The following is a 24,831-nucleotide window of genomic DNA, read 5'->3' as shown; positions in this document are numbered from 1 at the left end:
GCGCAGACTGGCTGTGCGCGCGCTGCTTCACCCTCGCCAAACTCAGGAAATGGGCGTAGAGGAGTCCCATGTTGAAACCAATGCCCCTGTCCGAGGCGCAGAGCCTTCCGTTCTGGCGCCGTCCTGTGACGCTCTTGTTCGTAATGGCGCTGACGATGCCGATTGCCTTCAACGCGTGGAGTGCGTTGTTGAACAATTTCGTCATCGAGGTGGCCAATTTTGACGGTGCCGACATCGGGTTGCTGCACACGGTGCGTGAAATCCCCGGTTTCCTGGCCGTCGGCGTGATCGCGGTTATCATTTTCGTGCGCGAGCAGGTTCTGGCGATGATTTCGCTCATGATGTTGGGTGTGGCCACTGCGGTGACGGCGTGGTTCCCCAGCCTTGGCGGGTTGCTGTTTGTCACCCTGTTCAGTTCGATCGGATTTCACTACTACGAAACGGTGAACCAGTCGCTGCAGCTGCAATGGCTGCCCAAGGACCGCGCGCCGCAGGTGCTGGGTTGGCTGGTGGCCATGGGGTCTGCCGCGACGGCCGTGGTCTATGGTCTGATCGTCCTGACCTGGGATCGGTTTGATCTGTCTTACAACATAGTGTTCATGGCTGCTGGTGGCGTGACCGCCTTGCTGGCTCTGTTTTGTCTTTTTGTTTTCCCGCAGTTTGACGCGCCAACTCCACAGACCAAAAAACTGGTCCTGCGCCGTCGCTACTGGTTGTATTACTTGCTGCAATTCATGGCCGGTGCGCGGCGGCAGATATTTGTCGTCTTCGCGGGCTTCATGATGGTCGAGAAGTTCGGCTTCGAAGTGCATGAGCTGACCAGCCTCTATCTGATCAACCTTGTGATCAACATGGCGGCAGCTCCGATGTTGGGTAAAGCAGTGTCAGTGTTTGGCGAGCGCCGCACGCTGATCTTCGAATATGCAGGCTTGGCAATTGTCTTTGCAGCCTATGGCGGCATCTACTGGTTCGGCTGGGGAGTGGTTTTGGCTGCGATCCTTTATGTGATTGACCACGTGCTGTTCGCGTTGGCGCTTGCGTTGAAGACTTACTTTCAAAAGATCGCCGACCCTGCGGATATCGCGCCGACGGCGGCTGTGGCCTTTACCATCAACCATATTGCCGCAGTGTTCCTGCCTGCGCTTTTGGGCCTGCTGTGGGTTGTCTCGCCCGGTGCTGTCTTTGCACTGGCCGCAGCGATGGCGATGATTTCGTTGGGTCTGTCACTGCTGATCCCGCGGCACCCGGAACCGGGCAACGAAACGATCCTGTCGAAATACGCAGCAGCGCCAGCAGAATAGACGCCAAAGCTTGACCTTGGTGGGCCATCGCCATAGGCGCTGTGTCAATTGATACAGGAGGCCCCTATGCCCACATTCACAGCGCTGACAACTCTGACCGGTAAAAAAGCCGCCGAAGGGCTGGGTGAAGCGATGGAGCGACTGGATCCGGAACCCACCGGCGTCGGTGTGTTCGAGGTTGAGGACGGTTCTGGCCGGTGGGAAGTCGGCGGGTACTTTACTGAAACCCCGGACGAAACCGCTCTGGCGGTTCTCGCGGCCGCGTTTGAGGCCAAGCCTTTTGTGGTATCGGAATTGCCCGAAACGGATTGGGTGGCCCATGTTCGCCGGGAATTGGCCCCCGTGGAGGCCGGGCGGTTCTTTGTCTATGGCAGCCATGATGCCGACAAGCTACCCGAGGGGCGTATCCCTTTATTGATTGAGGCTGCGATGGCCTTTGGGACCGGTCACCACGGTACGACGTTGGGATGCCTGAAGGCGCTGGACCATCTTCTGCACCAAGGGTTCACGGCCACCAAAGTGGCCGATATCGGTTGCGGCACGGCCGTGCTGGCCATGGCGGCGGCGCGAGTCTGGGAGGGTGAGATCATTGCCAGCGACATCGACGAGGTCGCCGTCGATGTCGCCGAGGCCAACCTGAAGGCCAACGGAATGGCCGGTCAGGTTCGTTGCGTGGAAGCGGCGGGTTTTGATCACCCCGAGTTGGGTGCGCTGGCGCCTTATGACTTGATCTTCGCCAATATCCTGAAAGGGCCTTTGGTCGCTCTGGCCCCCGAGATCGCGGCAAATCTGCGCGTTGGTGGGCAAGCGATTCTGTCCGGAATCCTTAACGAACAAGCTGATGACGTGGTCTCTGTTTATCTACAAAATGGGTTCAATTTGGAAGAAAATGACCAAATTGGTGAGTGGACGACGCTAATATTAAGCAAACAGGGCTAAATTCAGGCCATTTGCCGGAGCTTTCTGGAGTTTTGCCTCTATTTTGTCGCATTCTGTTTTTACCGTCTTAACGTGGAATCGGGGGGCGGTTTTGGAGGCTGCCATGACGGGAAAACAACTGGAATTTGATCAGCGCGTGAATCGCCTGAGCAAAAAACACGCTAAACTAAGCCGTGGTTATCGCGCGACCATGCGCAAGGACGGGCTTGTCGTGATGAAACCGCAGAGGGTGAAGTCCGCTTTGCCCCTGAAGGTTCTTCTGATGTGCCTGCTTGGGTTGTTCGCATTCAAGACGTTCTTACTGACCAGCCTTGGACCATCGGGCTATCAGTACAGGGTTGACGCTTTGAACGAGGGCACCACGGTTGAAAAAGCGGGCGCCTGGGTGATGCAAATAGACCCGGTATCGCTGGCGATTTCAGAACAACTGGCGCGAATTCTTCCCTGAGATCAGGCCAGATGAACCAGAAACGCCGCGCATTCAGCATGCGCGGCGTTCTGTTTTGCCCCTGAGGGAGGGAAGGGGCATTAGAGTGGGTGGCGTGTTAAAACTTAACGACGACCGTCAGCCACGACGTCAATATCGCCACGGCACAGTCCGATATCTTCCAGCTCGCGATCTGTCAGACCGCTCAGCGTGTTACGAGTCACGCGGGCGTCATTCCATTCGACAACGGCATTCACGACCGATGTGAAATGTGCGCCGATACGGCCAACGAGGCCGAACGAGCCAGTGGTGGTGCGGGTTGTGTCCAGTGCAGCCATATCCTGTTTCCTTCTAATTCAAGTTTACGTTTTGATCGTTCGATCTGAGCGGCATCTAGTGTCGTCAAATCGGCTGCGCAAGTGCGGAAATTGCAAATGTCCTATGCAAATTTTGCAGAGCTAAAGATTCATTAGAACCCCTTAATTTATTGGCAATTTTTGCTTCATGAAACGTGTCGATTTCAGACTTTTGGCTGTCGCAAACCGGCCGTTTTGTCGCGCGCGAAACAGGTCTGTCGTTTTTGGACATTCCGTCAATTCGCTTGGAAAATGTTCACGCTTCGTGCTAATCCGTAAGAAAGATCACAAAAACCCGAGCAGGCCGAGGCAAAACATGCGGATTTTGGGCATTGATCCGGGGCTTAGGACCCTGGGATGGGGCGTCATCGAATCGCATGGTAGCCGCCTGAGCCACGTAGCGAACGGGTTGTGCAAGTCTGACGGCGATGATTTGGGCGAACGCTTGCTGTCGCTGCACAATCAGATCGTCGAAGTCATTGCAGAACATCAGCCCGATCAGGCAGCCATCGAACAGACCTTCGTCAACAAAGATGGGGCCGGCACGCTGAAGCTGGGCCAGGCGCGTGGCGTGGCCTTGCTGACGCTGGCGCAAGCAGGGTTGCCTGTCGGAGAATACGCGCCCAACCGCGTCAAGAAAACGGTTGTGGGCGTCGGCCATGCTGAAAAAGAGCAGGTCCTTCACATGGTCAAATTGCAATTGCCGGGCTGTCAGCCCAAAGGGGCGGATGCGGCAGATGCGCTGGCGATTGCAATTTGTCATTCTTACTACGGCGCAGCGCCGCAGGCGCGCATGAAAGAGGTGCGGGCATGATCGGAAAACTGACCGGACGATTGGATTATCGCGCTGCGGATCACGTGTTGATCGACGTGCGTGGGGTCGGATACCTCGTCTATTGCTCGGACCGGACGATGGCGGCGTTGCCGGGTGTCGGCGAGGCGGTCTCGATCTATACCGACATGGTGGTGCGCGAGGATCTGATGCAGCTATACGGCTTCCTTTCGCTGGTCGAAAAGGAATGGCACCGGCTGTTGTGTTCGGTTCAGGGGGTCGGGGCCAAGGTCTCGCTCGCCATATTGTCCGCGCTGGGCCCGGATGGGGTCAGCAGGGCCATTGCGCTTGGGGATTGGGGCGCCGTAAAGGCGGCCAAGGGCGTGGGTCCGAAGACCGCGCAGCGGATTGTGCTGGACCTCAAAGACAAGGCGCCGGGTGTAATGGCGATGGGCGGGACTGTGGCCGAAGCGATGGATGGACCCGACCTGGATGTCGTCGAACTGTCAGAACCGGCACCTGCGCCCAAGCGGGCGGTCAAACCTGCATCGGGATCGGCTGCGGCTTCGGCGGGGGCGCTGTCAGCTTTGGGTAACCTGGGATACGGACCGTCCGAGGCAGCCTCGGCTGTGGCCGAAGCGGCCGCCAGCCTGCCGGATGCAGGCGAGGCGGAATTAATCCGGGCGGCGCTCAAGTTGCTGGCTCCGAAAGGGTGATTGAATGGTAGACGCCGATCCCACATTGCGCCCCGAGCCGATGCCCGAGGATAACGATCGTGCCCTGCGCCCGCAGGGGCTGGACGAGTTCATCGGTCAGGCCGAGGCGCGGGCCAATCTGCGCATTTTTATCCAATCCGCCCGCCAGCGGGGAGAGGCGATGGATCACACGCTGTTTCATGGCCCTCCGGGTTTGGGCAAGACAACGCTGGCGCAGATCATGGCGCGTGAACTGGGGGTGAATTTCCGCATGACGTCGGGGCCGGTTCTGGCCAAGGCGGGTGATCTCGCGGCGATCCTGACCAATCTGGAATCCCGCGATGTGTTGTTCATCGACGAAATCCACCGCCTGAACCCGGCTGTCGAAGAGGTTCTGTATCCGGCGATGGAAGATTTCGAGCTGGATCTTGTGATTGGTGAAGGCCCGGCGGCGCGGACTGTGCGGATTGAGTTGCAGCCGTTTACTTTGGTTGGGGCCACGACCCGGATGGGCTTGCTGACCACCCCGTTGCGCGACCGCTTTGGCATTCCGACCCGGTTGCAGTTCTATACGGTTGACGAGCTGCACGAAATAGTCACCCGCAACGCGCGCAAGCTGGGCGCGCCCGCAGATGACGCAGGAGCCCGCGAAATCGCGCGCCGATCGCGCGGAACCCCGCGGATCGCGGGGCGGTTGCTGCGACGGGTGGTGGACTTTGCCATTGTCGAAGGCGACGGAACAATTACGCGTGATCTGGCGGATGGCGCGCTGACGCGGCTGGGTGTTGACAACCTGGGCCTGGACGGCGCGGACCGGCGGTATCTCAAGCTGATCGCTGAGAACTATGCGGGTGGCCCGGTGGGAATTGAGACCCTGTCCGCCGCGTTGTCGGAAAGCCGCGACTCGCTGGAAGAAGTGATCGAGCCCTACTTGTTGCAGCAGGGCTTGATTCAAAGGACGCCGCGCGGACGAATGCTGGCACAAAAGGCGTGGACGCATTTGGGTATGGCGGCTCCGAAGGGCCAAAGCGATCTGTTCGGTTGAAGCGGCGGCCTATAAATTTTATGCCTTCGGCCAAAGTACTCTCGAAAAGATGAAGGATTGGGCGTGACCCCCGAAGACATTCAGTCGTTGTTCACCCGTGAAAGCGGAGAATTCCTGTTCGCGCGTTGGGGTCGGCCTATCGTGCCCATCGTCTTTGGGGTCGAGGATGAAACCCTGACTACCGTCAAGGGCGCTTTTGAGGCCGTCGTAAGCTTGGCCGATCATAAAATGGCCGAGACGGATCCGGAACTTGGCGCAAACTGCATGGTGTTTTTCTTCCGTGATTGGAAAGAGCTTCTGGAAGTCCCCGATTTGGATCGGCTGGTTCCCGATCTTGTGCCGCTGGTGGCTCGGCTGATTGCGGCGGATGCCAATCAGTATCGCGTGTTCCGGTTCGAAGAGGATGGTGCGATCCGGGCCGCGTTTGTTTTCCTGCGCATGGATAAGGAGCTGTCGAAAATTCCGGCAGAAACATTGGCGCTCAGCCAAGTAGTGCAGACCATTTTGCTGTGGTCGGACACCGCGTTTAAAACGCAGTCGCCGCTCGCGATTGTGGATGGGGCGACAATCCTGCGCCCCGACATCGCCGGTTTGATCCGGGCCGCTTATGATCCCGTTTTGCCGGGGGCGGCACAGGACGCGGCGCACGCCCTGCGACTGTTCGCGCGAATTCAGCAGTCGCAGTAAGTTAGGCTGAGATCATCTACGAATCGGATGTGTTACGGTAACGGAACGCGGTCACTAGATCGCTTCCCGTCGCGAAGAATGCGTCGTCGCCCACCAAATCGGTCACCCCGTGCCTGTCCAGCTCTGATCGGACATGCGATTCGACGAATAGGAAAACCAGCTTGATGTTCCTCGCCTGCAGGAGTTCGAGAACATTGCGCAGCGTGTACCCCGCGGTGAAGTCCACGTCATCGATCGCCGATGCCTCGATGCAGAACCACTCTATGACGCTGTCCTCGTCTTGCGTAATCGTAGCAACCTCGTCCGAAAGCCGTTGTGCATTCGCGTAGTACAGGCTGTGAGAGAAGCGATAGATTACGAGCCCAGGCTCGAATTGGTTTGGCACGGAAATAGGTTTCGAATGCCAGCCACCATCATTGGTTTTAATGATCACCGAGTTTTTGGGGCGATACCCACGGCGGGTATGGTCGATCAAGGACAGGACCATCGCAAAGATGATGCCCTGTTCGACACCGATAATGACGACGACCGCAGCCGTGGCGACAGCGATCCAGAATTCTGATCGGGCTTGCCGGTAGATCGCAATCAGGCCCTTTAGATCGATCAATTTCAGACCGATCAGAAACACGACAGCCGACAGCGCCGCATTCGGCAAATAGGCCAGTGGGCCGGTCAGGAAGAGAATGACCACCAAGACAATCATGACGGTCGTTAGCTGAGCTACCTGACTGCGGCCACCGGCGCTGGCTACCATCTCGGTTTTTGTGGGGCTGCCATTTACCACAAATGTTCCCGTGAAAGCCGCGCCAAGATTGGCAAGCCCCAGCCCGACAAGGTCTGTATTTTCGCTGAACCTCTCTTCGTAGCGCGCCGCATAGGCCCGCGATGTTGCGGCGCTCTGGGCCAAGATTACAACGAAGATGGACAGCGCGGTTGGCAGCAATTGTTTGAACAGGGGCCAGTTCCAGTCGACTTCTGGGATCGAAAGCGCGGGCAGGCCGCCGGGAACTGGACCCAGTACCGCAATGCCGGTTTCCGAGAGTTGAAAGACCCAGCTGCACAGGATCACCCCGAGTATGGCAAACAGCGGGCCGGGCAGTTTTCGGGATAGACGACGGCATCCGATGACGACCAGCAGAACTGTTGCTGAAATCGCTAGGGTAGGCCAGCTTGTCTGGTCGAAATTCTGAAATACTGCCTGCAGCTTGGCGATGGTTCCGTGACCGTCATTCTTGATCCCCAAAAGGCCCGGGATTTCGCCGGTCGCGACCTGAATTCCCACACCAGTCAGGAAACCGACAAGGACGGTTCGGGACAGGAAGTCAGCCAGAAACCCCAACCCTATGAGCCGCGCTGCAATCAACAGGATGGCTGCCATGAACGCCAGCAGGGACGCCAAGGCCAGATATTCGGACGAGCCCGACAACGCCATGCCGGCAAGGGCCGAGGCCGTGATTGCCGCCGTAGCAGAATCCGCGCCCACCACAAGATGGCGGGATGAGCCGCATAGCGCGAACAGCGCCATTGGGAAAAGGATCGTGTACAAGCCCGTCACGACAGGCGTGCCAGCAATCTTGGTGTAGCCCATGACCTCGGGGATCGCGAGGCAGGCAAAGGTCAGGCCGGCCAAGATTTCTGCCGGCAAGGTCGCGCGGTTTAAGGGCAAGACGCCCTGAAGAACTGGAATATTGAACGCTCTCTTCTCCTTTTGCCCCTTAGCCATTGAAACTCCTGTCGGATTCACATGGGTTTCTGAAAGCCTAGGGGGCAAATCGTCGAATTTCGATAGCGGAGTTAGGAAGGTGAGTGATTTGCCCCCACAAGGGGATTGCAGGAGCCGTGGCAACCATGCATCTGTTTCAATGCAGGAATTGCTCCGCGCTAAACATGTTTAAGAGACCGGACCTGATATTATGGCCAATGAAGCTGATGAGCCTAACAAGCATATCTTTCCGATCCGGGTCTATTATGAAGACACCGATATGGGCGGGGTGGTCTATCACGCGAATTATCTCAAATTCATCGAGCGTGCGCGATCAGATTATGTGCGCCGTCTGGGCAATGATCAGAACGCGATGCGCGATGGCGGGATCGTCTGGGTTGTGCGCCGGATCGAAGCTGACTACCTCGCGCCCGCGAAATTCGATGATGAGCTTATCGTCGAAACCTGGCTCTCTTCAATTTCCGGAGTTCGGCTGACTATGGAGCAGCTTGTCAAACGGGGCGAGACCGAGATTTTCCGAGCCTCGGTGACAGCTGTTTGCATGAATGCGCAAGGCAAGCCGGTCCGCCTTCCGGCAGAGATTCGCGCATTGATGTAACAATTTGTCAGTCAGGGGTGGTTATGTTGGCTTTTCGTAACCAACTGCGATAGCGTTTGGCAAAACAAGGCCAAATAAACGGCCGTCAGGCAAAAACAAAGAGCAGGTTCATGGAAGCTGAAACGCTGGCGCTGGCGCAGGAGATCGATTTCTCCATGTGGGGGCTGTATGCCCGCGCGACCTTTATCGTCAAACTGGTGATGCTGATGCTAATCGGTGCATCCATCTGGTCATGGGCGATTATTATCCAGAAATTGATAAACTATCGCGCCGCTCGCCGCGAGGCGCAGGTATTTGATGAATCCTTCTGGTCCGGCAACCCGCTGGATGAGTTGTTCGAACATATCGGACCACAGCCCGACGGCAGTTCCGAAAAGATTTTCGCCGCTGGAATGATCGAATGGCGCAGGTCGCACCGAACGGATGGTGGGCTGATCGCCGGGGCCACTGCGCGGATTGACCGTTCGATGGATGTGGCGATCGCCAAAGAGTCCGAAACGCTGCAAAAAGGCTTGCCCATTCTGGCGACTGTCGGCTCGACTGCACCATTCATTGGCCTGTTCGGCACCGTCTGGGGCATCATGAATGCTTTTATCGAGATTGCCGAGCAGCAAAACACCAACCTGGCTGTTGTGGCACCAGGCATTGCCGAGGCGTTGCTGGCCACCGGCCTGGGCTTGCTTGCTGCGATCCCGGCGGTGATTTTCTACAACAAGCTCAGCGCGGACAGCGACCGGATCGTGGGTGGTTACGAGGCTTTTGCCGACGAATTCGCTACCATTCTGTCGCGTCAGTTGGACAGTTAAAATGGGTGCGGCGGTTCAGCAGGGCGGAGGCGGAAACGGGCGCAGACGAGGCCGACGTCGCGGGCGCGCACAGCCGATGGCTGAGATCAACGTGACTCCATTTGTAGATGTCATGCTGGTGTTGCTGATTATCTTTATGGTGGCGGCACCGCTGTTGACTGTTGGCGTGCCGGTGGACCTGCCCAAAACGGCGGCAAGCGCCTTGCCGGGCGACAACGAAGAGCCGCTGACTGTTACGATGACTGCAGAAGGGCGCGTTCAAATTCAAACCACCGATGTTGCGCGCGAAGAATTGATTGGCAAGCTTCGCGCCATTGCGGCAGAGCGTAGCAGCGACCGGGTGTTTCTGCGGGCGGATGGTGCAATACCCTATGCACAGGTGATGCAGGTCATGGGTGCGCTGAATGCAGGTGGGTTTTCCAATGTGGGGCTGGTGACCGATACCGGCGGCCCCGCGCTGGACGAAGGTGGAGAGTGAGGCCGCGCGGTGGATACCGGCACCAAGATCTCGGCAATTGCCCATGTCAGTTTGATTTCATGGGCTCTGTTTGGCGGCACCTTTAGGTCCGAACCCTTGCCTATGCCTGTGCAAGATATCTCAGTGATTTCTGCCGAACAATTCGTAGCTATGACGGCCCAGAGCGAAGCGCCCGAGGTGCCGACGCCAACAGCCCTGCAACAGCCCGATGCGCCCGAGGAAGAGATTCCCACCCCTGAGCCGGTGGAAGAGGAACCTCCAACGCCCGAAGTGTCTGAACCAAACGAACCAGAGCCGGAGTTGGAACCAGAGCCGCTGGCACCCCCGCCTGAGCCGGTCGAGATTGAACAGCCTCCTGCGCTAGAGGCCCCGGAGCCTGAAGCCGTCGTCTTGCCCACCCCGCCCGGTCCCGAGGCGCAGCCGCGGCCTGCGGACAAGGTCGCACCGGAACCTGTTGCGCCGCCGCCGCCAGAGGCAACGCCGGACGATATTGAATCCCCGGCCGTGTCATTGGACGAAGGGGCCGAGAATCAGCAAGAACAGCAGGATCAAACCGCTCCCGAAGAGGCCACGGATGAAATTGTGACCGAGGCGGAAGAAGCCAAGGAATATGCGCCGCGCAGCTCTCCGCGCCCGCCGGTACGACCGAACCGACCGACGCCCCCGGCAGAGCCCGAAGTGGCCGAGGTCGAGGAGCCGACCGAACCGGAACCCGCCCCAAGTGACGAGGCCGCTATCAATGATGCACTGGCCGAGGCGTTGGGGCAGAGCGGGGAGCCGTCCGGACCGCCTTTGACTGCGGGTGAGAAGGATGCAATGCGCCTCGCCGTGTCGAAGTGCTGGAACGTTGGCTCTTTGTCCACGGACGCGTTGCAAACGGTCGTGGTGGTCGGGTTCTCGCTGACACAAGATGGCAAGGTGCTGGGCGGTACAATGCAAATGCTTGACAGTTCCGGTGGCACTGCGGCGTCAGCAAAACAGGCCTACGAGGCCGCCCGGCGAGCGATTTTGCGCTGCGGGGCCAAAGGATACGTTCTGCCTACTGACAAATACGATCAATGGCGGGATATTGAGATTACATTCAATCCCGAGAGGATGCGGATCAAATGATGAGATTTCTGACCAGCCTGTTGCTTGGCCTGACAATTCTGGCAGCGCCGGTATATGCGCAAAGCGGACCCCTGCGTCTTGAGCTGGATCAGGGGATTATCGAACCCTTGCCTTTTGCAGTACCAAACTTCGTTCCCGACGGGCCAGCGGCCACACAATACGCCAACGATATCTCGCGCGTCGTCGCAGCGGATTTGACCGGAACCGGCTTGTTCCGAGAGATTTCCTCGGACGCATTTATCAGCCGGGTCAGCAGTTTTGACGCTCCGGTGCAGTTTGCCGATTGGAAGGCGATCAATGCCGAGGCACTGGTGACAGGTGCGGTAAATGTCTCGGGCAAGCGCCTGACTGTGCGATTCCGCGTTTGGGACGTATTCTCGGGTCAGGAATTGGGCAATGGTCTGCAGTTTGCAGGTACAACCGACGGCTGGCGGCGGATGGCGCACAAAGTGGCCGATCAGGTATACAGCCGGGTGACTGGCGAGAGCGGTTACTTTGACAGCCGCGTCGCGTTTGTGTCTGAAAGCGGCCCCAAGGATCAGCGTCTGAAACGGCTGGCCATCATGGATTACGACGGCGCGAATGTTCAGTATCTGACGGATAGTGCCGCGATCGTTCTGGCACCGCGCTTTTCGCCCTCGGGTGATCGGTTGCTGTATACCAGTTATGAAACCGGCCAGCCGCGCATCTATGTTTTGGACGTCGACCGTGTCAAACGAACCGAACTCAAGACACAGGACGGCACGATGAGCTTTTCGCCACGCTTCTCGCCGGACGGCCGCTCGATCGTTTATTCGTTGATCCAGGGCGGGAACACGGATCTTTGGAAAATGGATCTGGCTTCGGGGCAAAGCGTGCGCCTGACGAACACGCCCGCGATTGAAACCGCGCCCAGCTATTCGCCTGACGGCTCGCAGATTGTGTTTGAAAGCGACCGGTCCGGCACTCCGCAGCTTTACATCATGCCCGCAAACGGTGGCGAAGCCACGCGCATCAGCTTTGGGGCGGGCCGTTATGGCACACCCGTGTGGTCGCCGCGCGGGGATTTGATCGCCTTTACCAAGCAGAACAAGGGCCGGTTCCATATTGGCGTCATGCGCACGGATGGCAGCGAAGAACGCCTCCTGACCTCATCTTTCCTGGATGAAGGGCCGACATGGTCGCCAAACGGTCGGGTCATCATGTTCACCCGAGAATCGCAGGGTGCAAGCGGCCGGGCGACGCTTTATTCGGTGGATATCTCGGGTCGGAACCTGCGCCCGGTGCGTACACCTGACGGTGGCAGCGACCCATCCTGGGGGCCGCTGCAGAAGTGATCGTGGCAGGGGGTTGGAAAAGTTCACAAATTTCCTGCACTGTGATAACAGAAACGGCAATAAAGCAATAAAACGACGAGGCACCTGAAATGAATGTATTGGGCAAAGTCATAGCATTGGGCGTGCTGGGCGTAATGGCCGCCTGCACCAACAATGATCCTTCGGCATTGGGCGGCGCAGCGGGCGGCAATGGCTCGATCCTGCCGGGTTCACCCAGCGATCCACGGTCCCCGGCCTATTTCCAGCAAACCGTAGGCGACCGCGTGTTGTTTGAGGTCGATCAGTCGACCCTGACCGCGCAGGCGCAGACGATCTTGCAGGGCCAGGCAGACTGGTTGTTGGCCAACACGGACTTTGTGGCCACGATTGAGGGGCACGCAGACGAGCAGGGGACACGCGAGTATAACCTGGCTCTGGGTGCGCGTCGTGCGAACGCCGCGCGCGAGTTCCTGATTTCACGCGGGGTTGCGGGCAACCGTTTGACCACCGTCAGCTACGGCAAGGAACGCCCGATCGAGATTTGCAGCACCGAGGAATGCTATTCCAAAAACCGCCGTGCGGTGACGGTTCTGACCGGTTCAACTTTGGGGTAAGATGATGCGAATTGCAGGATGGGTTTTGGCTGCGGTCATGGCGACAGCAGGCGTGGCAAGTGCACAGGATCAGCAAACCCTTGCGGATATCCGGCAGGAGCTGACAGTGCTGCACGTCGAAATTCAGCGCCTCAAACGCGAGTTTTCGACCACCGGCTCGCCGGCACCTAATCTGGCTGGCAGTTCAGTTCTGGAGCGTGTTGACGCCATTGAGGCCGAGCTGCAGCGTCTGACGCGTCAGACCGAGCAGTTGAACCAGCGCGTGCAAAACATCGTCACTGATGGGACCAACCGGATCGGAGACCTGGAGTTCCGTTTGGTGGAATTGGAAGGCGGCGATCTCAGCACGCTGGGAGAGACTTCGACCCTGGGTGGCGAAACCGAAATCACCGCTGCGGCACCCTCAACGCCTGCGACCCCGACGGCACCGACGTCGGTCGATCAAGGTGAACTTGCAGTAGGTGAGCGCGCTGATTTTGATGCGGCAGCGCAGGCCCTTGCGGATGGCAATTTTCAGGCCGCGGCAGAACAGTTCGCCACGTTTGAAACCTCTTACCCCGGAAGCCCGCTGGCGCCCGAGGCCAACCTGAAACGCGGGCAGGCGCTTGTTGGTATCGGTGACACGCGCGAGGCTGCACGAGCCTTCCTGGCCAGCTTCACCGGCGATTCCGAAGGTGCATTTGCGCCTGAGGCGCTGTTCGAGTTGGGCTCGGCGCTGGGACGCCTGGGTCAGACCGATCAAGCTTGCATCACCCTGGGCGAGGTCGGTGTGCGATTCCCCTCTTCGGCCTCGGCCACCAATGCCACGCAGGAAATGGCAAGCCTGGGCTGTTCTTGACCGAACACGCCGGACGCCTGCGCGCCGAGATCCGGGCGCGTTTACCTAAATCTCTTCCGCGGCGGTTGGGCGTCGCTGTTTCTGGCGGTGGTGACTCGGTTGCCTTGCTGTTGTTGCTGAACGAGATTGCGCAATCCGAAGGCACAAAGCTGTTTGTGGCCACGGTTGATCACGGATTACGCCCCGAATCCGCGACCGAAGCGCAAATGGTCGTCCAACTTGCTGCGGGTCTGAGTGTTCCGCATCAAACACTGAATTGGACGGGGTGGACCGGTGAGGGGAACCTTCAGGATCAGGCCCGGCAGGCGCGGTTTCGGCTGCTGACCGAATGGGCGCGCAGCAATGACATCCACGCGATTGCACTTGGCCACACAGCGGATGATCAGGCGGAAACGTTCCTGATGCGACTGGGGCGCGCTGCTGGTGTTACCGGCTTGTCGGGCATGCCGATTGCGCGAAGCTTGGATGGCGTGACCATGTTGCGGCCAATGCTGGGGGTCACCCGCCAAGCCCTGCGCGAGTATCTGACAAGTGAGGGGGCGGAGTGGATTGAAGATCCCTCGAATCAGGACCTTCGGTTTGATCGGATCAAGGCACGAAAAGCCTTGTCTGATCTGCAGGAATTGGGGATTTCGGCCAATTCGTTGACCAGAGTCGCCGAAAACCTTGCACAAGCGCGTGAGGCATTGGAGCGCTATACGCAGGAATCCGCCCGGAATGTTACCACCGTGGAAACCGGTGACGTGTGTTTGGATCGTGCGGCTTTTCAGGCTCTGCCGCAGGAAGTCCAACGCCGGATTCTAGTCGGTTGTGTCGCGTGGATTGCCGGAGCGGGCTATCCGCCACGCCAAAATTCCGTGGATCAGGCTGTAAAAGCCGTTGAAGAGGGCATCGGCACGTCGATCGGTGGTTGTTTGCTGGTCCCGCAGGCCAATAAGATGTGGATTTGCAGAGAACTAAACGCAGTTCAACGCGAAACGGCGCATCCGGGTGAGTCGTGGGACACGCGCTGGATTGTGTCAGGACCTCCGGTTGCCGGAGCGCGAATCCGCCCACTGGGTGAGGAAGGGTTGCCAAGGATTCTAGACTGGCGGGAGTTGGGTAAACCACGTCAGGTTTTGTTGGCCTCACCCGCCGTTTGGCGAGCGGATGAACTGATTTCAGCACCAAATGCCGGGTTCGAGAACGGTTGGTCCGCTGAATTGGCCGTTGGAACGCCCGAGTTTCACTCTTCTTTTTTATCGCATTGAACCTGCTTGAATCATCTCTATTTTATAGAGCAACCCGGCAGACCCCCATCTGCCGAAATCTTTTGGGAGATTTTCCTTGGGCAACGCTCGCAATATCGCCTTCTGGGTCGTTCTGTTTCTGCTGATCCTTGCACTGTTCAATTTGTTCAGCGGACCAGGCGGAACGCTTCAGAGCAATGAAAGAACTTATTCTGATTTCGTGACGGCTGTCGAAGCCGGTGAAGTCAAGAATGTGACCCTGGATGGCGAACAGATTCGCTACACCACGCAAAGTGGTGCCAGCTATGTCACCATCAAACCCGGCGATGCCGAGGTAACAAAACTGCTGATTGACGAGAACATCCCCGTTCGCGCCGAGAAACAGCAGCAATCCGGCTTCCAGTCGTTCCTGATCACGCTGCTGCCCTTCCTGCTGCTGATCGGTGTCTGGGTTTACTTCATGAATCGGATGCAGGGTGGCGGCAAAGGTGGCGCGATGGGCTTTGGAAAGTCCAAGGCAAAGATGCTGACCGAAAAGCATGGCCGTGTGACCTTTGACGATGTTGCTGGCATTGATGAGGCCAAGGAAGAGCTGGAAGAGATCGTGGAATTTCTGCGCAACCCGCAGAAGTTCAGCCGCCTTGGCGGCAAGATCCCGAAAGGCGCATTGCTGGTTGGCCCTCCGGGGACCGGTAAGACGCTGCTGGCCCGTGCGATTGCGGGTGAGGCGGGTGTACCGTTCTTCACCATTTCCGGTTCTGACTTCGTCGAAATGTTCGTGGGTGTCGGTGCAAGCCGTGTCCGGGACATGTTCGAACAGGCCAAGAAAAATGCGCCTTGCATCGTTTTCATTGACGAGATCGACGCCGTGGGTCGCCATCGTGGTGCCGGGTACGGCGGCGGTAACGATGAACGTGAACAGACCCTCAACCAATTGCTGGTCGAGATGGACGGATTCGAAGCCAATGAAGGTGTGATCATTCTAGCGGCTACCAACCGTAAGGATGTTCTGGACCCAGCGCTGCTGCGCCCGGGCCGGTTTGACCGCAACGTGACCGTTGGCAACCCCGACATCAAAGGCCGCGAGAAAATTCTGGGCGTGCATGCCCGTAAGACACCTCTGGGCCCGGATGTCGATCTGCGCATTATCGCGCGCGGGACGCCGGGCTTCTCGGGTGCAGATCTGGCGAATCTCGTGAACGAGGCCGCGCTGATGGCTGCCCGTGTGGGCCGTCGCTTTGTCACCATGGAAGATTTCGAGAACGCCAAGGACAAAGTGATGATGGGGGCCGAGCGACGCTCGATGGTGCTGACCCAGGATCAGAAGGAAAAAACCGCTTATCACGAATCGGGGCACGCCGTTGTTGGTATGACCCTGCCGCTGTGCGATCCGGTCTACAAAGCAACGATCATTCCGCGCGGCGGCGCGCTGGGTATGGTTGTCAGCTTGCCCGAGATGGACCAGTTGAACTACCACCGCGATGAGTGTGAGCAAAAGCTGGCGATGACCATGGCTGGCAAGGCTGCCGAGGTTATCAAGTACGGCGAAGATCATGTCTCAAACGGTCCTGCGGGCGACATCATGCAGGCCAGCCAGTTGGCGCGCGCCATGGTGATGCGCTGGGGTATGTCGGACAAGGTCGGCAATATCGATTACGCCGAAGCCCATGAGGGCTATTCCGGAAATACCGCCGGATTCTCGGTTTCGGCTCATACTAAAGAGCTGATCGAGGAAGAGGTAAAGCGCCTGATCCAGCAGGGTTATGAGCGGGCGCACAAAATCCTGACCGACAAGAACGAGGAGTGGGAACGCCTGGCGCAAGGCTTGCTGGAGTATGAGACCCTGACGGGCGATGAGATCAAGCGCGTCATGAATGGTGAATCGCCCAGCGATGGCGACGACGAAGGCGACAAGCCAGATGAGGGCAGCGCGCCCAGCGTGACGGCCATTCCGAAGACCAAGGTCAAAAAGACCCCGCCCGATGGCGGGATGGAGCCGGAACCTTCGACATAAAGTAATCAGACCCGGGCCAATCCCCGGGTCTTTTCTTTTATACTTTTCATTTCATCCGGTCTGGCATTTAGTGCCGTTTTGACGAGCTGTTGTCGAAGAGGATTTCAGATGCCAGTTTTGCGAGAGACGGAGTTCGCGGGCGAAGTAGTTTGGCTGGGTCACGTTCCTGCAGGCGGGTCTATCCGGGCCCTAGCGGTCGATGTTTTGGATCTGAATTTCTCGGGGGAAAAAGGCGCGCGTCACGAAGGCGTAAACCGGGCGTCTTGCGTCAGGGTCAGAAACCTGTATCCGCAAGGCACTGAAATCCGAAATGTTCGCCAATTGTCGGTTCTGTCTGCCGAAGAGATGGACGCCGCAGCCAAAGATATGGGGCTGGATCGCCTGGACCCGTCGTATCTGGGCGTCAGCATCCTGTTACGCGGCATCCCGGATTTTACCGTCCTCGCGCCTGCAGTCGCGCGACGGCGTCACGATCACCGTGGACATGGAAAACCGCCCTTGCGTCATTCCCGGACGTGAGATTGAAGCGGATCAGCCCGGGTACGGGGCGTCATTCAAACCAGCGGCGCAGGGTCGAAGAGGCGTGACCGCGTGGGTGGAACGGCCCGGGCAGTTGCGGCTGGGGGATCGGATGACCCTGTTCGTGCCGGATCAGCGCGCCTGGGCGCCATAAAAGTCAAGCTTTTTTGATTTGAAACCGTTGAAGTGACGCAACGCCGTTTCACGGCACGAATATGTCGGAATTTCTATCCATTGGGATTGTACACAACGGTATGGATTGGTCAGCACCGACCCAACGGCGTCGGTTTGCAGGGAATTCAACCAGGGGTCTTGCCCAATGAGCTATAAATCCGACATCGAAATCGCGCGTGAAGCGAACAAAAAGCCGATTCAGGAAATCGGCGCAAAGATCGGCATCGAATCCGCTGATCTGCTGCCCTATGGGCACGATAAGGCGAAGGTCAGCCAGGACTTCATCAACTCGGTTCAGGGTCGTGAGGACGGCAAGCTGGTGCTGGTCACGGCGATCAACCCGACGCCTGCGGGTGAGGGTAAGACAACCACAACCGTGGGTCTGGGTGACGGTCTGAACCGCATCGGCAAGAACGCGATGATCTGTATCCGCGAAGCCTCGCTTGGCCCGAACTTCGGCATGAAGGGCGGCGCTGCGGGTGGCGGCTATGCGCAGGTTGTTCCGATGGAAGAGATGAACCTGCACTTCACCGGCGACTTCCACGCGATCACTTCGGCGCACTCGCTGCTGTCGGCAATGATCGACAACCACATCTACTGGGGCAATGAGTGTGAGATCGACACCCGCCGCGTTGCATGGCGCCGTGTGGTCGACATGAACGACCGTGCGCTGCGCCAGATCACGGCCTCGCTGGGTGGCGTGTCGAACGGTTTCCCGCGCGAAGCGGGCTTTGACATCACCGTAGCGTCCGAGGTCATGGCGATCCTATGCCTGGCCAACGACCTGAAGGACCTGGAAAAGCGTCTGGGTGACATCATCGTTGCTTACCGTCGTGACAAGACCCCGGTCTACTGCCGCGACATCAAGGCCGAAGGCGCGATGACCGTTCTGCTGAAAGACGCGATGCAGCCGAACCTGGTGCAGACGCTGGAAAACAACCCGGCCTTTGTCCACGGTGGCCCGTTCGCGAACATCGCACATGGCTGTAACTCGGTCATCGCCACCAAAACCGCGCTGAAAGTCGCTGACTATGTTGTCACCGAAGCGGGCTTTGGTGCCGATTTGGGTGCTGAGAAGTTCATGAACATCAAGTGCCGCAAAGCGGGTATCGCACCCTCGGCGGTCGTTCTGGTTGCCACCGTGCGCGCGATGAAGATGAATGGCGGCGTGGCCAAAGCTGATCTGGGTGCGGAAAACGTTGACGCGGTCAAGTCGGGCTGTGCCAACCTGGGTCGTCACATCGAGAACGTGAAATCCTTCGGCGTGCCGGTTGTTGTCGCCATCAACCACTTTGTCACCGACACCGATGCCGAAGTGCAGGCGGTCAGCGACTATTGCGGCAAGCACGGGGTTGAGGCGGTTCTGTCGCGTCACTGGGAACTGGGCTCGGAAGGGTCTGCCCCGCTGGCCGAGAAAGTCGTGGAAATCGTTGAAGGCGGAAGCGCCAACTTCTCGCCGATCTACCCCGACGACATGCCGCTGTTCGAGAAGATCGAAACCATCGCCAAGCGCATCTACCGCGCGGACGAGGTTCTGGCCGACAACAAGATCCGCAACCAGTTGCGCGAATGGGAAGAGGCGGGATACGGCAACCTGCCGGTCTGCATGGCGAAGACGCAGTATTCGTTCTCGACCGACCCCTCCTTGCGCGGCGCACCCACCGGCCACTCGGTTCCCGTGCGCGAGGTGCGCCTGTCCGCGGGTGCGGGCTTCATCGTGGTTGTCTGCGGTGAGATCATGACCATGCCGGGCCTGCCACGTAAACCGGCCGCCGAAACCATCTGCCTTAACGACGCAGGTGAGATCGAGGGCTTGTTCTAAGCCGCCGAATAGGACATCTCGTGGTCCGGGGAATCCCCGGGCCATGAGGAGATCGCGATGCCCACTCTGACACCGCCGCAAGACTGCGCAACGATGCAGGACCTGCGGGCTCAGATCGACAAGCTGGACTGCCAACTGATCCAAATGTTGGTGACGCGTGCAAGTTACATTGACCGCGCATCCGAGCTGAAACCAGGCGAGGGCCTGCCCGCCCGTATCCCGGATCGTGTCGAAGAAGTGGTGCAGCGCGTGCGCACAAGCTCTGCCGAATTGGGAATGGATCCGGATTTGGCCGAGAGAATGTGGCGTATACTGATCGATTGGTCGATTGCACGTGAGGAACGTGTGATTGGCCCAGACTGAATGACCGGGCGCCCCATGCGCCCGATCCGTTTTTGAAAGAAGGGATCAAAGGATGGTAGCCCAGGTTATCGACGGCAAGGCCTTTGCGGCCAAAGTGCGCGCGCAAGTGGCCGATCAGGTCGCGAAGCTGAAAGAAGAAAACGGCATCACACCCGGCCTGGCCGTGGTTTTGGTGGGTGAAGACCCGGCCAGCCAAGTCTATGTGCGTTCCAAAGGCAAGATGACCGTCGAAGTCGGCATGAATTCGTATGAGCACAAGCTGGATGTAGACACCTCGGAAAAAGACCTGCTGGCGCTGATTGACAAGCTGAACAACGATCCGGCTGTGCACGGTATTCTGGTTCAATTGCCGCTGCCCAAGCATTTGAACGAGGATCTGGTGATCAACTCGATCGACCCGGCCAAGGACGTTGATGGATTCCACATATCGAACGTGGGTCTGCTGGGCACTGGTCAGAAATCGATGGTGCCCTGTACCCCGCTGGGCTGTCTGATGATGCTGCGCGATCATCACGGGTCCTTGTCGGGTATGGATGCGGTTGTGGTCGGCCGCTCGAACATCGTAGGCAAGCCGATGGCGCAGCTGCTGCTGGGCGACAGCTGCACCGTGACCATCGCGCACAGCCGCACCAAGGATCTGCCTGATGTGGTTCGCCGTGCAGATATCGTGGTTGCCGCCGTTGGCCGTCCCGAGATGGTGCCGGGCGACTGGATTAAGGAAGGGGCTACGGTCATCGACGTCGGCATCAACCGCATTGAACGCGACGGCAAGAACAAGCTGGTCGGCGACGTGGACTACGCCAGCGCCGCAGAACGTGCTGGAGCAATTACACCAGTACCGGGCGGTGTTGGTCCCATGACCATTGCCTGCCTGCTGGCCAACACGCTGACCGCCTGCTGCCGCGCAAACAAACTGCCGGAACCAGAAGGCCTGACAGCCTGACTCATACCATTGGGGCGCAGATAAGCGCCCCAATCCACCGGTTCTATTCCGGTGTCAAAAAAAGGCTGTGATGACAGCGTGCTAAAATTCCCCCCTTTAAAGTTTGAATGTCTGAATGGAGCGTGGTAGCTGGGATTTCCCAGCCGTTTACAGTGTGTAAATGTTCGCTTTCCGGGGCTTAGGGCTGGATCCCGGAAAGTGGTTTCTTATTTGGCATGACTTCAAAGCTAAGATCCATCTTCAGCCTGTGCAGCCCGCAACGTGTGGTGGCCGGGGCGTTCTTCCTCCCTATGCTGGCTTACGCTTTTCCGCCGTTTCTGGTTTCGGATTTGCCATTTTTTTTAAGCTTCTTGTTTTGGTTCGGGGTGATGGGCATCGCTGTGACGTCCACCTGGATGGCCAGAAAACTGATCCGTGACACCGGGACTGTACTGAACCTGCCGGTGCGTGACCTGGCAATTGCCCTGTTCGTTTTGCTATTGTTCATACCGTCGCTTTGGGTGCTGGCCGTGACTCTGTTTTCAATTGGGGGCCACACCGCACCCGGGTTCCCGCGTGTTATCGGGTATAGTACCCTGTTCACCGCTGGCCTGATTTTGACCAGTCGGGCAGAACACAAAAGTGAACCGCCGCCGTCCCCGGCACCGCGGCTTGCACGGCGGCTCCCTGCGTCATTTAAAGGGCAGATTTACCGCCTGACTTCGCGCAATCACTATGTCGATGTGGTTACGTCCGAGGGCACCTTTACTATCCGATTGCGGCTGTCCGACGCGATCACGGAAATGGAACCAATGATCGGGCATTGCGCGCATCGCTCTCATTGGGTCACGGATGACGCGGTTATCGGGACCGAGAAAGTGGCCGACAGAATCTATCTGAAGCTGGTGAATGGAGATCTGATTCCTGTTAGCCGGAAGTACAAGCCGATGCTTGAGGACGACGGGCTGATTTAATCTCAGCGCGGCATCGGGATGATTTGCGGATAAGAGCCGGTCAGGATGGCCATTGCCTGGTCGCTCATCAGATCGATTAGAACATTCTCTGAACTCAGCAGCCCGCCAGTATATGTACCGTAAGCAGGTAGGATAAGCCGGTCGTGATCCAACAAAAACGCCGGGCGGGTGATTGTCCGCCCGCGTGCCTTAAGGCGGGTTTTTGGATGGTAGTGGCCTGAAACTTCGCTTTGTCCACCGGGCTGAGCGATATGTCGGAAAACCAGCGGGGCTGCTGTGTATTCGGCCAGATGGCTGCCACCCAGACCAATTGGACCCGGGTCGTGGTTTCCTTCGATCCAAATCCATTGTCGGCCTGCTTGAAGGGTCGTCAACGAAAGCTTTTCGGCGGTACCCAGTGCGGCCAGCGCGTCCAGATCGTCAAAGCTGTCGCCCAGACAGATGACAGTTTGCGCGCCGGTTCTGTCGATGTCGGCCGCCAACCGGGTCAGGGTGTCCTGACTGTCGTAAGGCGGCAGAGAGGGACCACCGCGTCGTGCCATGCGCTCGGATTTGCCAAGATGCAGATCGCTGACGCATAGCAGGTTCCGGTTGGGCCACCACAACGCGCCTGTGCCCAAGGCGCGCAGGTCTTGACCAGAAAAAGAAAACGGCAAATCGTTCATGATACGTTCTTTGCCTGTTTCGATCTTTGGTGCAAGTTGATTTACTTCGCGCCCAGTCCCGCCGCCTGCAGCAGCCGCTCGCTTTCTTCAGCCAACAGGCGTTCTTCGGCGGCACCTTTGACTGGTACCTTGCCAACCTCCAGAAACAACGGAGCTGCAAGCGGAGAAACCCGATCAAGTCGAACCACGTCGATCCGGTCTCCAATGCGTTCGATCATCGCCTCAATACGCCCAAAATCCACCAGACCGCGCATCGCCTCCTCGCGGGTGATCTGCATCAGCAGGTGGTCAGGATCGTATTTCAGCAATGTGTCATAAAGGATGTCCGAGGAAAATGTAGCCTGACGTCCGCTTTTGCGTTGCCCACCCGTATTGCGCTCGATCAGGCCCGCTATGGTGGCAGAGGCGCGAAAAGTGCGTTTCATGACCGCGTTTCCTGCCAGCCAGGTGTCGAGCCCTTCCCGCAGCGCATCCAACTGGAACAAAGGGCGCGGGTCGGTCACTGCGTCCAAGCCCCAAATCAAAGTTGCATAGTCGGTGGCAACGAAACCAAGCGGGGCCAGCCCGGATTCCTCCATCCGTTTGGTCAACAAAAGGCCAAGGGTCTGTTGTGCATTGCGCCCGGCGAAACCGTAAACACACAGGTTTTCCCGGCCGTCATTGGGAAAGCTTTCGATCAGCAGTCGGTCGCGTTGCGGCAGGCGGGACATATCCCGCTGCAGCGCCAGCCATTCGGCGGTGTGGGCAGGCAGTTGCGGCCAATCGGGTTGTATGAACATGCGCAGAATACGGTCGCTGAGTTGCGTCGAGGTCGCGAATTTGGTGCCCGAGAACGTAGCGATCTTGGGCTTCTTGTCCGCCCGGCGGCTGACTTCGACCACCATTTCGCGTAGCCCTTCATAGCGCACGATCTGCCCACCGATCAGGAAGGTATCTCCGGGCGTCAGAGAGGCAGCGAATGCCTCTTCGACCTCACCCAGCGGTTTGCCTCCGCGATTGCGTTTTAGGCGGACCTTCAGTGTGTCTGTGTCCTGTATCGTGCCCAGGTTCATGCGAATGCGTTGCGCTGCCCTCGGGTCCCTTAACTGCCACTGGCCGTCCTGGCGTTGTAGTAGCCTCTGCCAGCGGTCATAGGCGCGCAGGGAGTAGCCACCTGTTGCACAGAAGTCCAGACAGGCGTCGAACTCAGCGCGGCTGAGATCAGCGAATGGGCCTGCGGTTGTCATCTCGGCAAACAACGCATTTGCATCGAACGGCCCCGCGGCTGCCGCAACTAAAATGTGCTGGCACAAAACGTCTTTTGGACCGGACCCGCGCGGTTCGCCATCCAGTTCATGGGCCTTTGCCGCCTCAAGCGCGGCGACGCACTCGACCACTTCGAACCGGTTCGCTGGCACCAAAAGGGCTTTGGACGGCGCGTTGTAGCGGTGGTTGGCACGACCAATCCGCTGCACCAGGCGCTTGACGTTCTTAGGGGCGCCAATCTGGATCACCAGATCCACATCCCCCCAGTCGATGCCCAGATCCAGACTGCCGGTACAGACGATTGCGCGCAAGTCGCCGCGCACCATCGCGGCTTCGACCCGTTCGCGCTGTTGTCGATCAAGGCTGCCGTGGTGGATGCCAATTGGTAGCCCGTCGTCATTCGCAAGCCAAATATTGTGAAAGAAAATCTCGGCTTGGGCGCGGGTGTTGTGAAAGATGAGCGTGGTTTTGTGCTGTTTGATCTGCTCAAGGACAGCGGGGATCGAATAGGCCGCGCCACCGCCGGACCAGGGCGGCATTTCCTGCGTCTTAAGCATTCGGATATCGGGGTCGGGGCCGGGATCGGCCTGAACGATCTGACAAGGATCGGGGTGGCGGGCCAGAAACCGTGCGATGGCGTTCGGATCTTCAACTGTGGCCGACAGGCCGACGCGGCGCAGGTCAGGACACAAGCTTTGCAGACGGGCCAGCGCCAGCATCAATTGATCGCCACGCTTGCTTTCTGCCAGTGCATGTATCTCGTCCACGATCACGCGTTGAACGCCCGAAAACATCCGTGGCGCATCTTCGTACGAGGTCAGCAAGGCCAGGCTTTCGGGTGTGGTCAGCAGGATGTGCGGCGGGTCTACGCGTTGCCGCTTTTTCTGCGTGGCCGATGTATCGCCTGTGCGGTCTTCAATGCGGATGGGCAGGCCGATTTCATCCGCCGGCCCGCGCAGGTTACGGCGGATATCGGCGGCCAAAGCCTTGAGCGGAGAAACATAAAGGGTATGCAGGCCTGAGTGATCATTTTCCGCCAGCTCGGCCAGAGTTGGCAGAAAACCGGCCATCGTCTTCCCGCCGCCGGTTGGCGCAATCAGCAATGTGGCCGGGTCCGTAGCCCGGTCAAACATCTCTTGCTGATGTGGATGGATGGACCAGCCTTTGGCGTCAAACCAATCCATGATCCTGGCGGGAATCTGCGTCATGAACGCAGATTA

At 58.4% G+C, this 24,831-nt stretch carries 24 protein-coding genes and 1 pseudogene; 21 read left to right on the top strand and 4 right to left on the bottom strand.

The window, feature by feature from the left end; translation table 11 throughout:
• Positions 1 to 68: 68 nt before the first annotated feature.
• The 3 genes from GOW16_RS15925 to GOW16_RS15915 all read left to right on the top strand — a co-directional run bounded on the left by GOW16_RS15925 (position 69) and on the right by GOW16_RS15915 (position 2,688).
• A complete protein-coding gene (locus GOW16_RS15925; RefSeq protein ID WP_170416770.1) occupies positions 69 to 1,301 on the top strand; it encodes an MFS transporter in 1,233 nt (410 codons plus the stop codon).
• A gap of 66 nt (positions 1,302 to 1,367) precedes the next feature.
• Positions 1,368 to 2,240, top strand: coding sequence for a 50S ribosomal protein L11 methyltransferase (locus GOW16_RS15920; protein ID WP_170416768.1), 873 nt, complete (start codon positions 1,368 to 1,370; stop codon positions 2,238 to 2,240).
• Between the two features lie 103 nt (positions 2,241 to 2,343).
• A complete protein-coding gene (locus GOW16_RS15915; protein WP_170416766.1) occupies positions 2,344 to 2,688 on the top strand; it encodes a hypothetical protein in 345 nt (114 codons plus the stop codon).
• A gap of 104 nt (positions 2,689 to 2,792) precedes the next feature.
• On the opposite strand, the gene GOW16_RS15910 is transcribed toward GOW16_RS15915, so the two are convergent.
• Positions 2,793 to 3,005 carry a DUF1127 domain-containing protein gene (locus GOW16_RS15910; RefSeq protein WP_170416764.1) on the bottom strand — a complete coding sequence of 71 codons (213 nt, stop codon included), beginning with the start codon at positions 3,003 to 3,005 and terminating at the stop codon, positions 2,793 to 2,795.
• Positions 3,006 to 3,339: 334 nt separating this feature from the next.
• Here GOW16_RS15910 and ruvC point away from each other — a divergent pair, with 334 nt between their 5' ends.
• The 4 genes from ruvC to GOW16_RS15890 all read left to right on the top strand — a co-directional run bounded on the left by ruvC (position 3,340) and on the right by GOW16_RS15890 (position 6,222).
• Positions 3,340 to 3,837: a crossover junction endodeoxyribonuclease RuvC gene (ruvC, locus tag GOW16_RS15905; protein WP_170326920.1), complete on the top strand. Its 498-nt coding sequence runs from the start codon at positions 3,340 to 3,342 to the stop codon at positions 3,835 to 3,837.
• The gene (gene ruvA, locus GOW16_RS15900; RefSeq protein WP_170416762.1) at positions 3,834 to 4,511 is read left to right on the top strand and encodes a Holliday junction branch migration protein RuvA; all 678 of its coding nucleotides are present in this window, start codon (positions 3,834 to 3,836) and stop codon (positions 4,509 to 4,511) included. The genes ruvC and ruvA overlap by 4 nt, the downstream gene beginning before the upstream one ends.
• Before the next feature lie 4 nt (positions 4,512 to 4,515).
• Positions 4,516 to 5,535 (top strand): Holliday junction branch migration DNA helicase RuvB, encoded by a 1,020-nt coding sequence (gene ruvB, locus GOW16_RS15895; protein WP_170416760.1) that lies wholly within the window; start codon positions 4,516 to 4,518, stop codon positions 5,533 to 5,535.
• 63 nt (positions 5,536 to 5,598) lie between these two features.
• Positions 5,599 to 6,222, top strand: a complete 624-nt coding sequence (locus GOW16_RS15890) for a hypothetical protein (RefSeq protein WP_170416758.1) — start codon at positions 5,599 to 5,601, stop codon at positions 6,220 to 6,222.
• 16 nt (positions 6,223 to 6,238) lie between these two features.
• Here the strand turns inward: GOW16_RS15890 and GOW16_RS15885 are convergent, their stop codons facing one another.
• Positions 6,239 to 7,945 (bottom strand): SulP family inorganic anion transporter, encoded by a 1,707-nt coding sequence (locus tag GOW16_RS15885; protein WP_170416756.1) that lies wholly within the window; start codon positions 7,943 to 7,945, stop codon positions 6,239 to 6,241.
• Positions 7,946 to 8,135: 190 nt separating this feature from the next.
• Here GOW16_RS15885 and ybgC point away from each other — a divergent pair, with 190 nt between their 5' ends.
• The 14 genes and pseudogenes from ybgC (at position 8,136) to GOW16_RS15815 (ending at position 21,701) form a co-directional block, all read left to right on the top strand.
• Positions 8,136 to 8,543, top strand: coding sequence for a tol-pal system-associated acyl-CoA thioesterase (ybgC, locus tag GOW16_RS15880; RefSeq protein WP_170416753.1), 408 nt, complete (start codon positions 8,136 to 8,138; stop codon positions 8,541 to 8,543).
• 110 nt (positions 8,544 to 8,653) lie between these two features.
• Positions 8,654 to 9,349: a protein TolQ gene (gene tolQ / locus GOW16_RS15875; protein ID WP_170416751.1), complete on the top strand. Its 696-nt coding sequence runs from the start codon at positions 8,654 to 8,656 to the stop codon at positions 9,347 to 9,349.
• Position 9,350: 1 nt separating this feature from the next.
• Positions 9,351 to 9,827 carry a protein TolR gene (tolR, locus tag GOW16_RS15870; RefSeq protein WP_170416749.1) on the top strand — a complete coding sequence of 159 codons (477 nt, stop codon included), beginning with the start codon at positions 9,351 to 9,353 and terminating at the stop codon, positions 9,825 to 9,827.
• 9 nt (positions 9,828 to 9,836) lie between these two features.
• Positions 9,837 to 10,937: an energy transducer TonB gene (locus tag GOW16_RS15865; protein WP_170416747.1), complete on the top strand. Its 1,101-nt coding sequence runs from the start codon at positions 9,837 to 9,839 to the stop codon at positions 10,935 to 10,937.
• Positions 10,934 to 12,253 carry a Tol-Pal system beta propeller repeat protein TolB gene (gene tolB, locus GOW16_RS15860; protein WP_170416745.1) on the top strand — a complete coding sequence of 440 codons (1,320 nt, stop codon included), beginning with the start codon at positions 10,934 to 10,936 and terminating at the stop codon, positions 12,251 to 12,253. Before GOW16_RS15865 ends, tolB begins: the two co-directional genes overlap by 4 nt.
• A gap of 89 nt (positions 12,254 to 12,342) precedes the next feature.
• Positions 12,343 to 12,846 carry a peptidoglycan-associated lipoprotein Pal gene (gene pal, locus GOW16_RS15855; RefSeq protein WP_170416743.1) on the top strand — a complete coding sequence of 168 codons (504 nt, stop codon included), beginning with the start codon at positions 12,343 to 12,345 and terminating at the stop codon, positions 12,844 to 12,846.
• A gap of 4 nt (positions 12,847 to 12,850) precedes the next feature.
• Complete coding sequence (gene ybgF, locus GOW16_RS15850) at positions 12,851 to 13,684, top strand: tol-pal system protein YbgF (RefSeq protein WP_170416740.1); 834 nt, start codon at positions 12,851 to 12,853, stop codon at positions 13,682 to 13,684.
• Positions 13,681 to 14,934 carry a tRNA lysidine(34) synthetase TilS gene (gene tilS / locus GOW16_RS15845; protein WP_170416738.1) on the top strand — a complete coding sequence of 418 codons (1,254 nt, stop codon included), beginning with the start codon at positions 13,681 to 13,683 and terminating at the stop codon, positions 14,932 to 14,934. Before ybgF ends, tilS begins: the two co-directional genes overlap by 4 nt.
• A 76-nt stretch (positions 14,935 to 15,010) precedes the next feature.
• A complete protein-coding gene (gene ftsH / locus GOW16_RS15840) occupies positions 15,011 to 16,927 on the top strand; it encodes an ATP-dependent zinc metalloprotease FtsH (protein WP_170416736.1) in 1,917 nt (638 codons plus the stop codon).
• Between the two features lie 108 nt (positions 16,928 to 17,035).
• Positions 17,036 to 17,600: pseudogene (locus tag GOW16_RS15835) on the top strand (MOSC domain-containing protein).
• A 165-nt stretch (positions 17,601 to 17,765) separates the two neighbouring features.
• Positions 17,766 to 19,442: a formate--tetrahydrofolate ligase gene (locus GOW16_RS15830; protein ID WP_170416734.1), complete on the top strand. Its 1,677-nt coding sequence runs from the start codon at positions 17,766 to 17,768 to the stop codon at positions 19,440 to 19,442.
• 57 nt (positions 19,443 to 19,499) lie between these two features.
• On the top strand, positions 19,500 to 19,805 hold the full coding sequence (locus GOW16_RS15825; protein WP_170416732.1) for a chorismate mutase: 306 nt from the start codon (positions 19,500 to 19,502) through the stop codon (positions 19,803 to 19,805).
• 52 nt (positions 19,806 to 19,857) lie between these two features.
• Positions 19,858 to 20,748 carry a bifunctional methylenetetrahydrofolate dehydrogenase/methenyltetrahydrofolate cyclohydrolase FolD gene (gene folD, locus GOW16_RS15820; RefSeq protein ID WP_170416730.1) on the top strand — a complete coding sequence of 297 codons (891 nt, stop codon included), beginning with the start codon at positions 19,858 to 19,860 and terminating at the stop codon, positions 20,746 to 20,748.
• Between the two features lie 215 nt (positions 20,749 to 20,963).
• Positions 20,964 to 21,701, top strand: a complete 738-nt coding sequence (locus tag GOW16_RS15815; RefSeq protein ID WP_170416728.1) for a LytTR family DNA-binding domain-containing protein — start codon at positions 20,964 to 20,966, stop codon at positions 21,699 to 21,701.
• A gap of 2 nt (positions 21,702 to 21,703) precedes the next feature.
• Here the strand turns inward: GOW16_RS15815 and pdeM are convergent, their stop codons facing one another.
• Both pdeM and GOW16_RS15805 read right to left on the bottom strand, forming a co-directional pair.
• Positions 21,704 to 22,366 carry a ligase-associated DNA damage response endonuclease PdeM gene (gene pdeM, locus GOW16_RS15810; protein WP_170416726.1) on the bottom strand — a complete coding sequence of 221 codons (663 nt, stop codon included), beginning with the start codon at positions 22,364 to 22,366 and terminating at the stop codon, positions 21,704 to 21,706.
• Between the two features lie 41 nt (positions 22,367 to 22,407).
• Entirely contained in the window at positions 22,408 to 24,819 is a 2,412-nt protein-coding gene (locus GOW16_RS15805; protein WP_170416724.1) for a ligase-associated DNA damage response DEXH box helicase, read from the bottom strand.
• Positions 24,820 to 24,831: the final 12 nt, after the last annotated feature.

It is taken from the genome of Ruegeria atlantica, from assembly GCF_013033965.1.
In the GTDB taxonomy this organism is placed as follows: domain Bacteria; phylum Pseudomonadota; class Alphaproteobacteria; order Rhodobacterales; family Rhodobacteraceae; genus Ruegeria; species Ruegeria atlantica_D.
The sequence above is the reverse complement of the archived record's forward strand: the minus strand, read 5'-3'. Positions and strand labels throughout refer to the sequence as shown.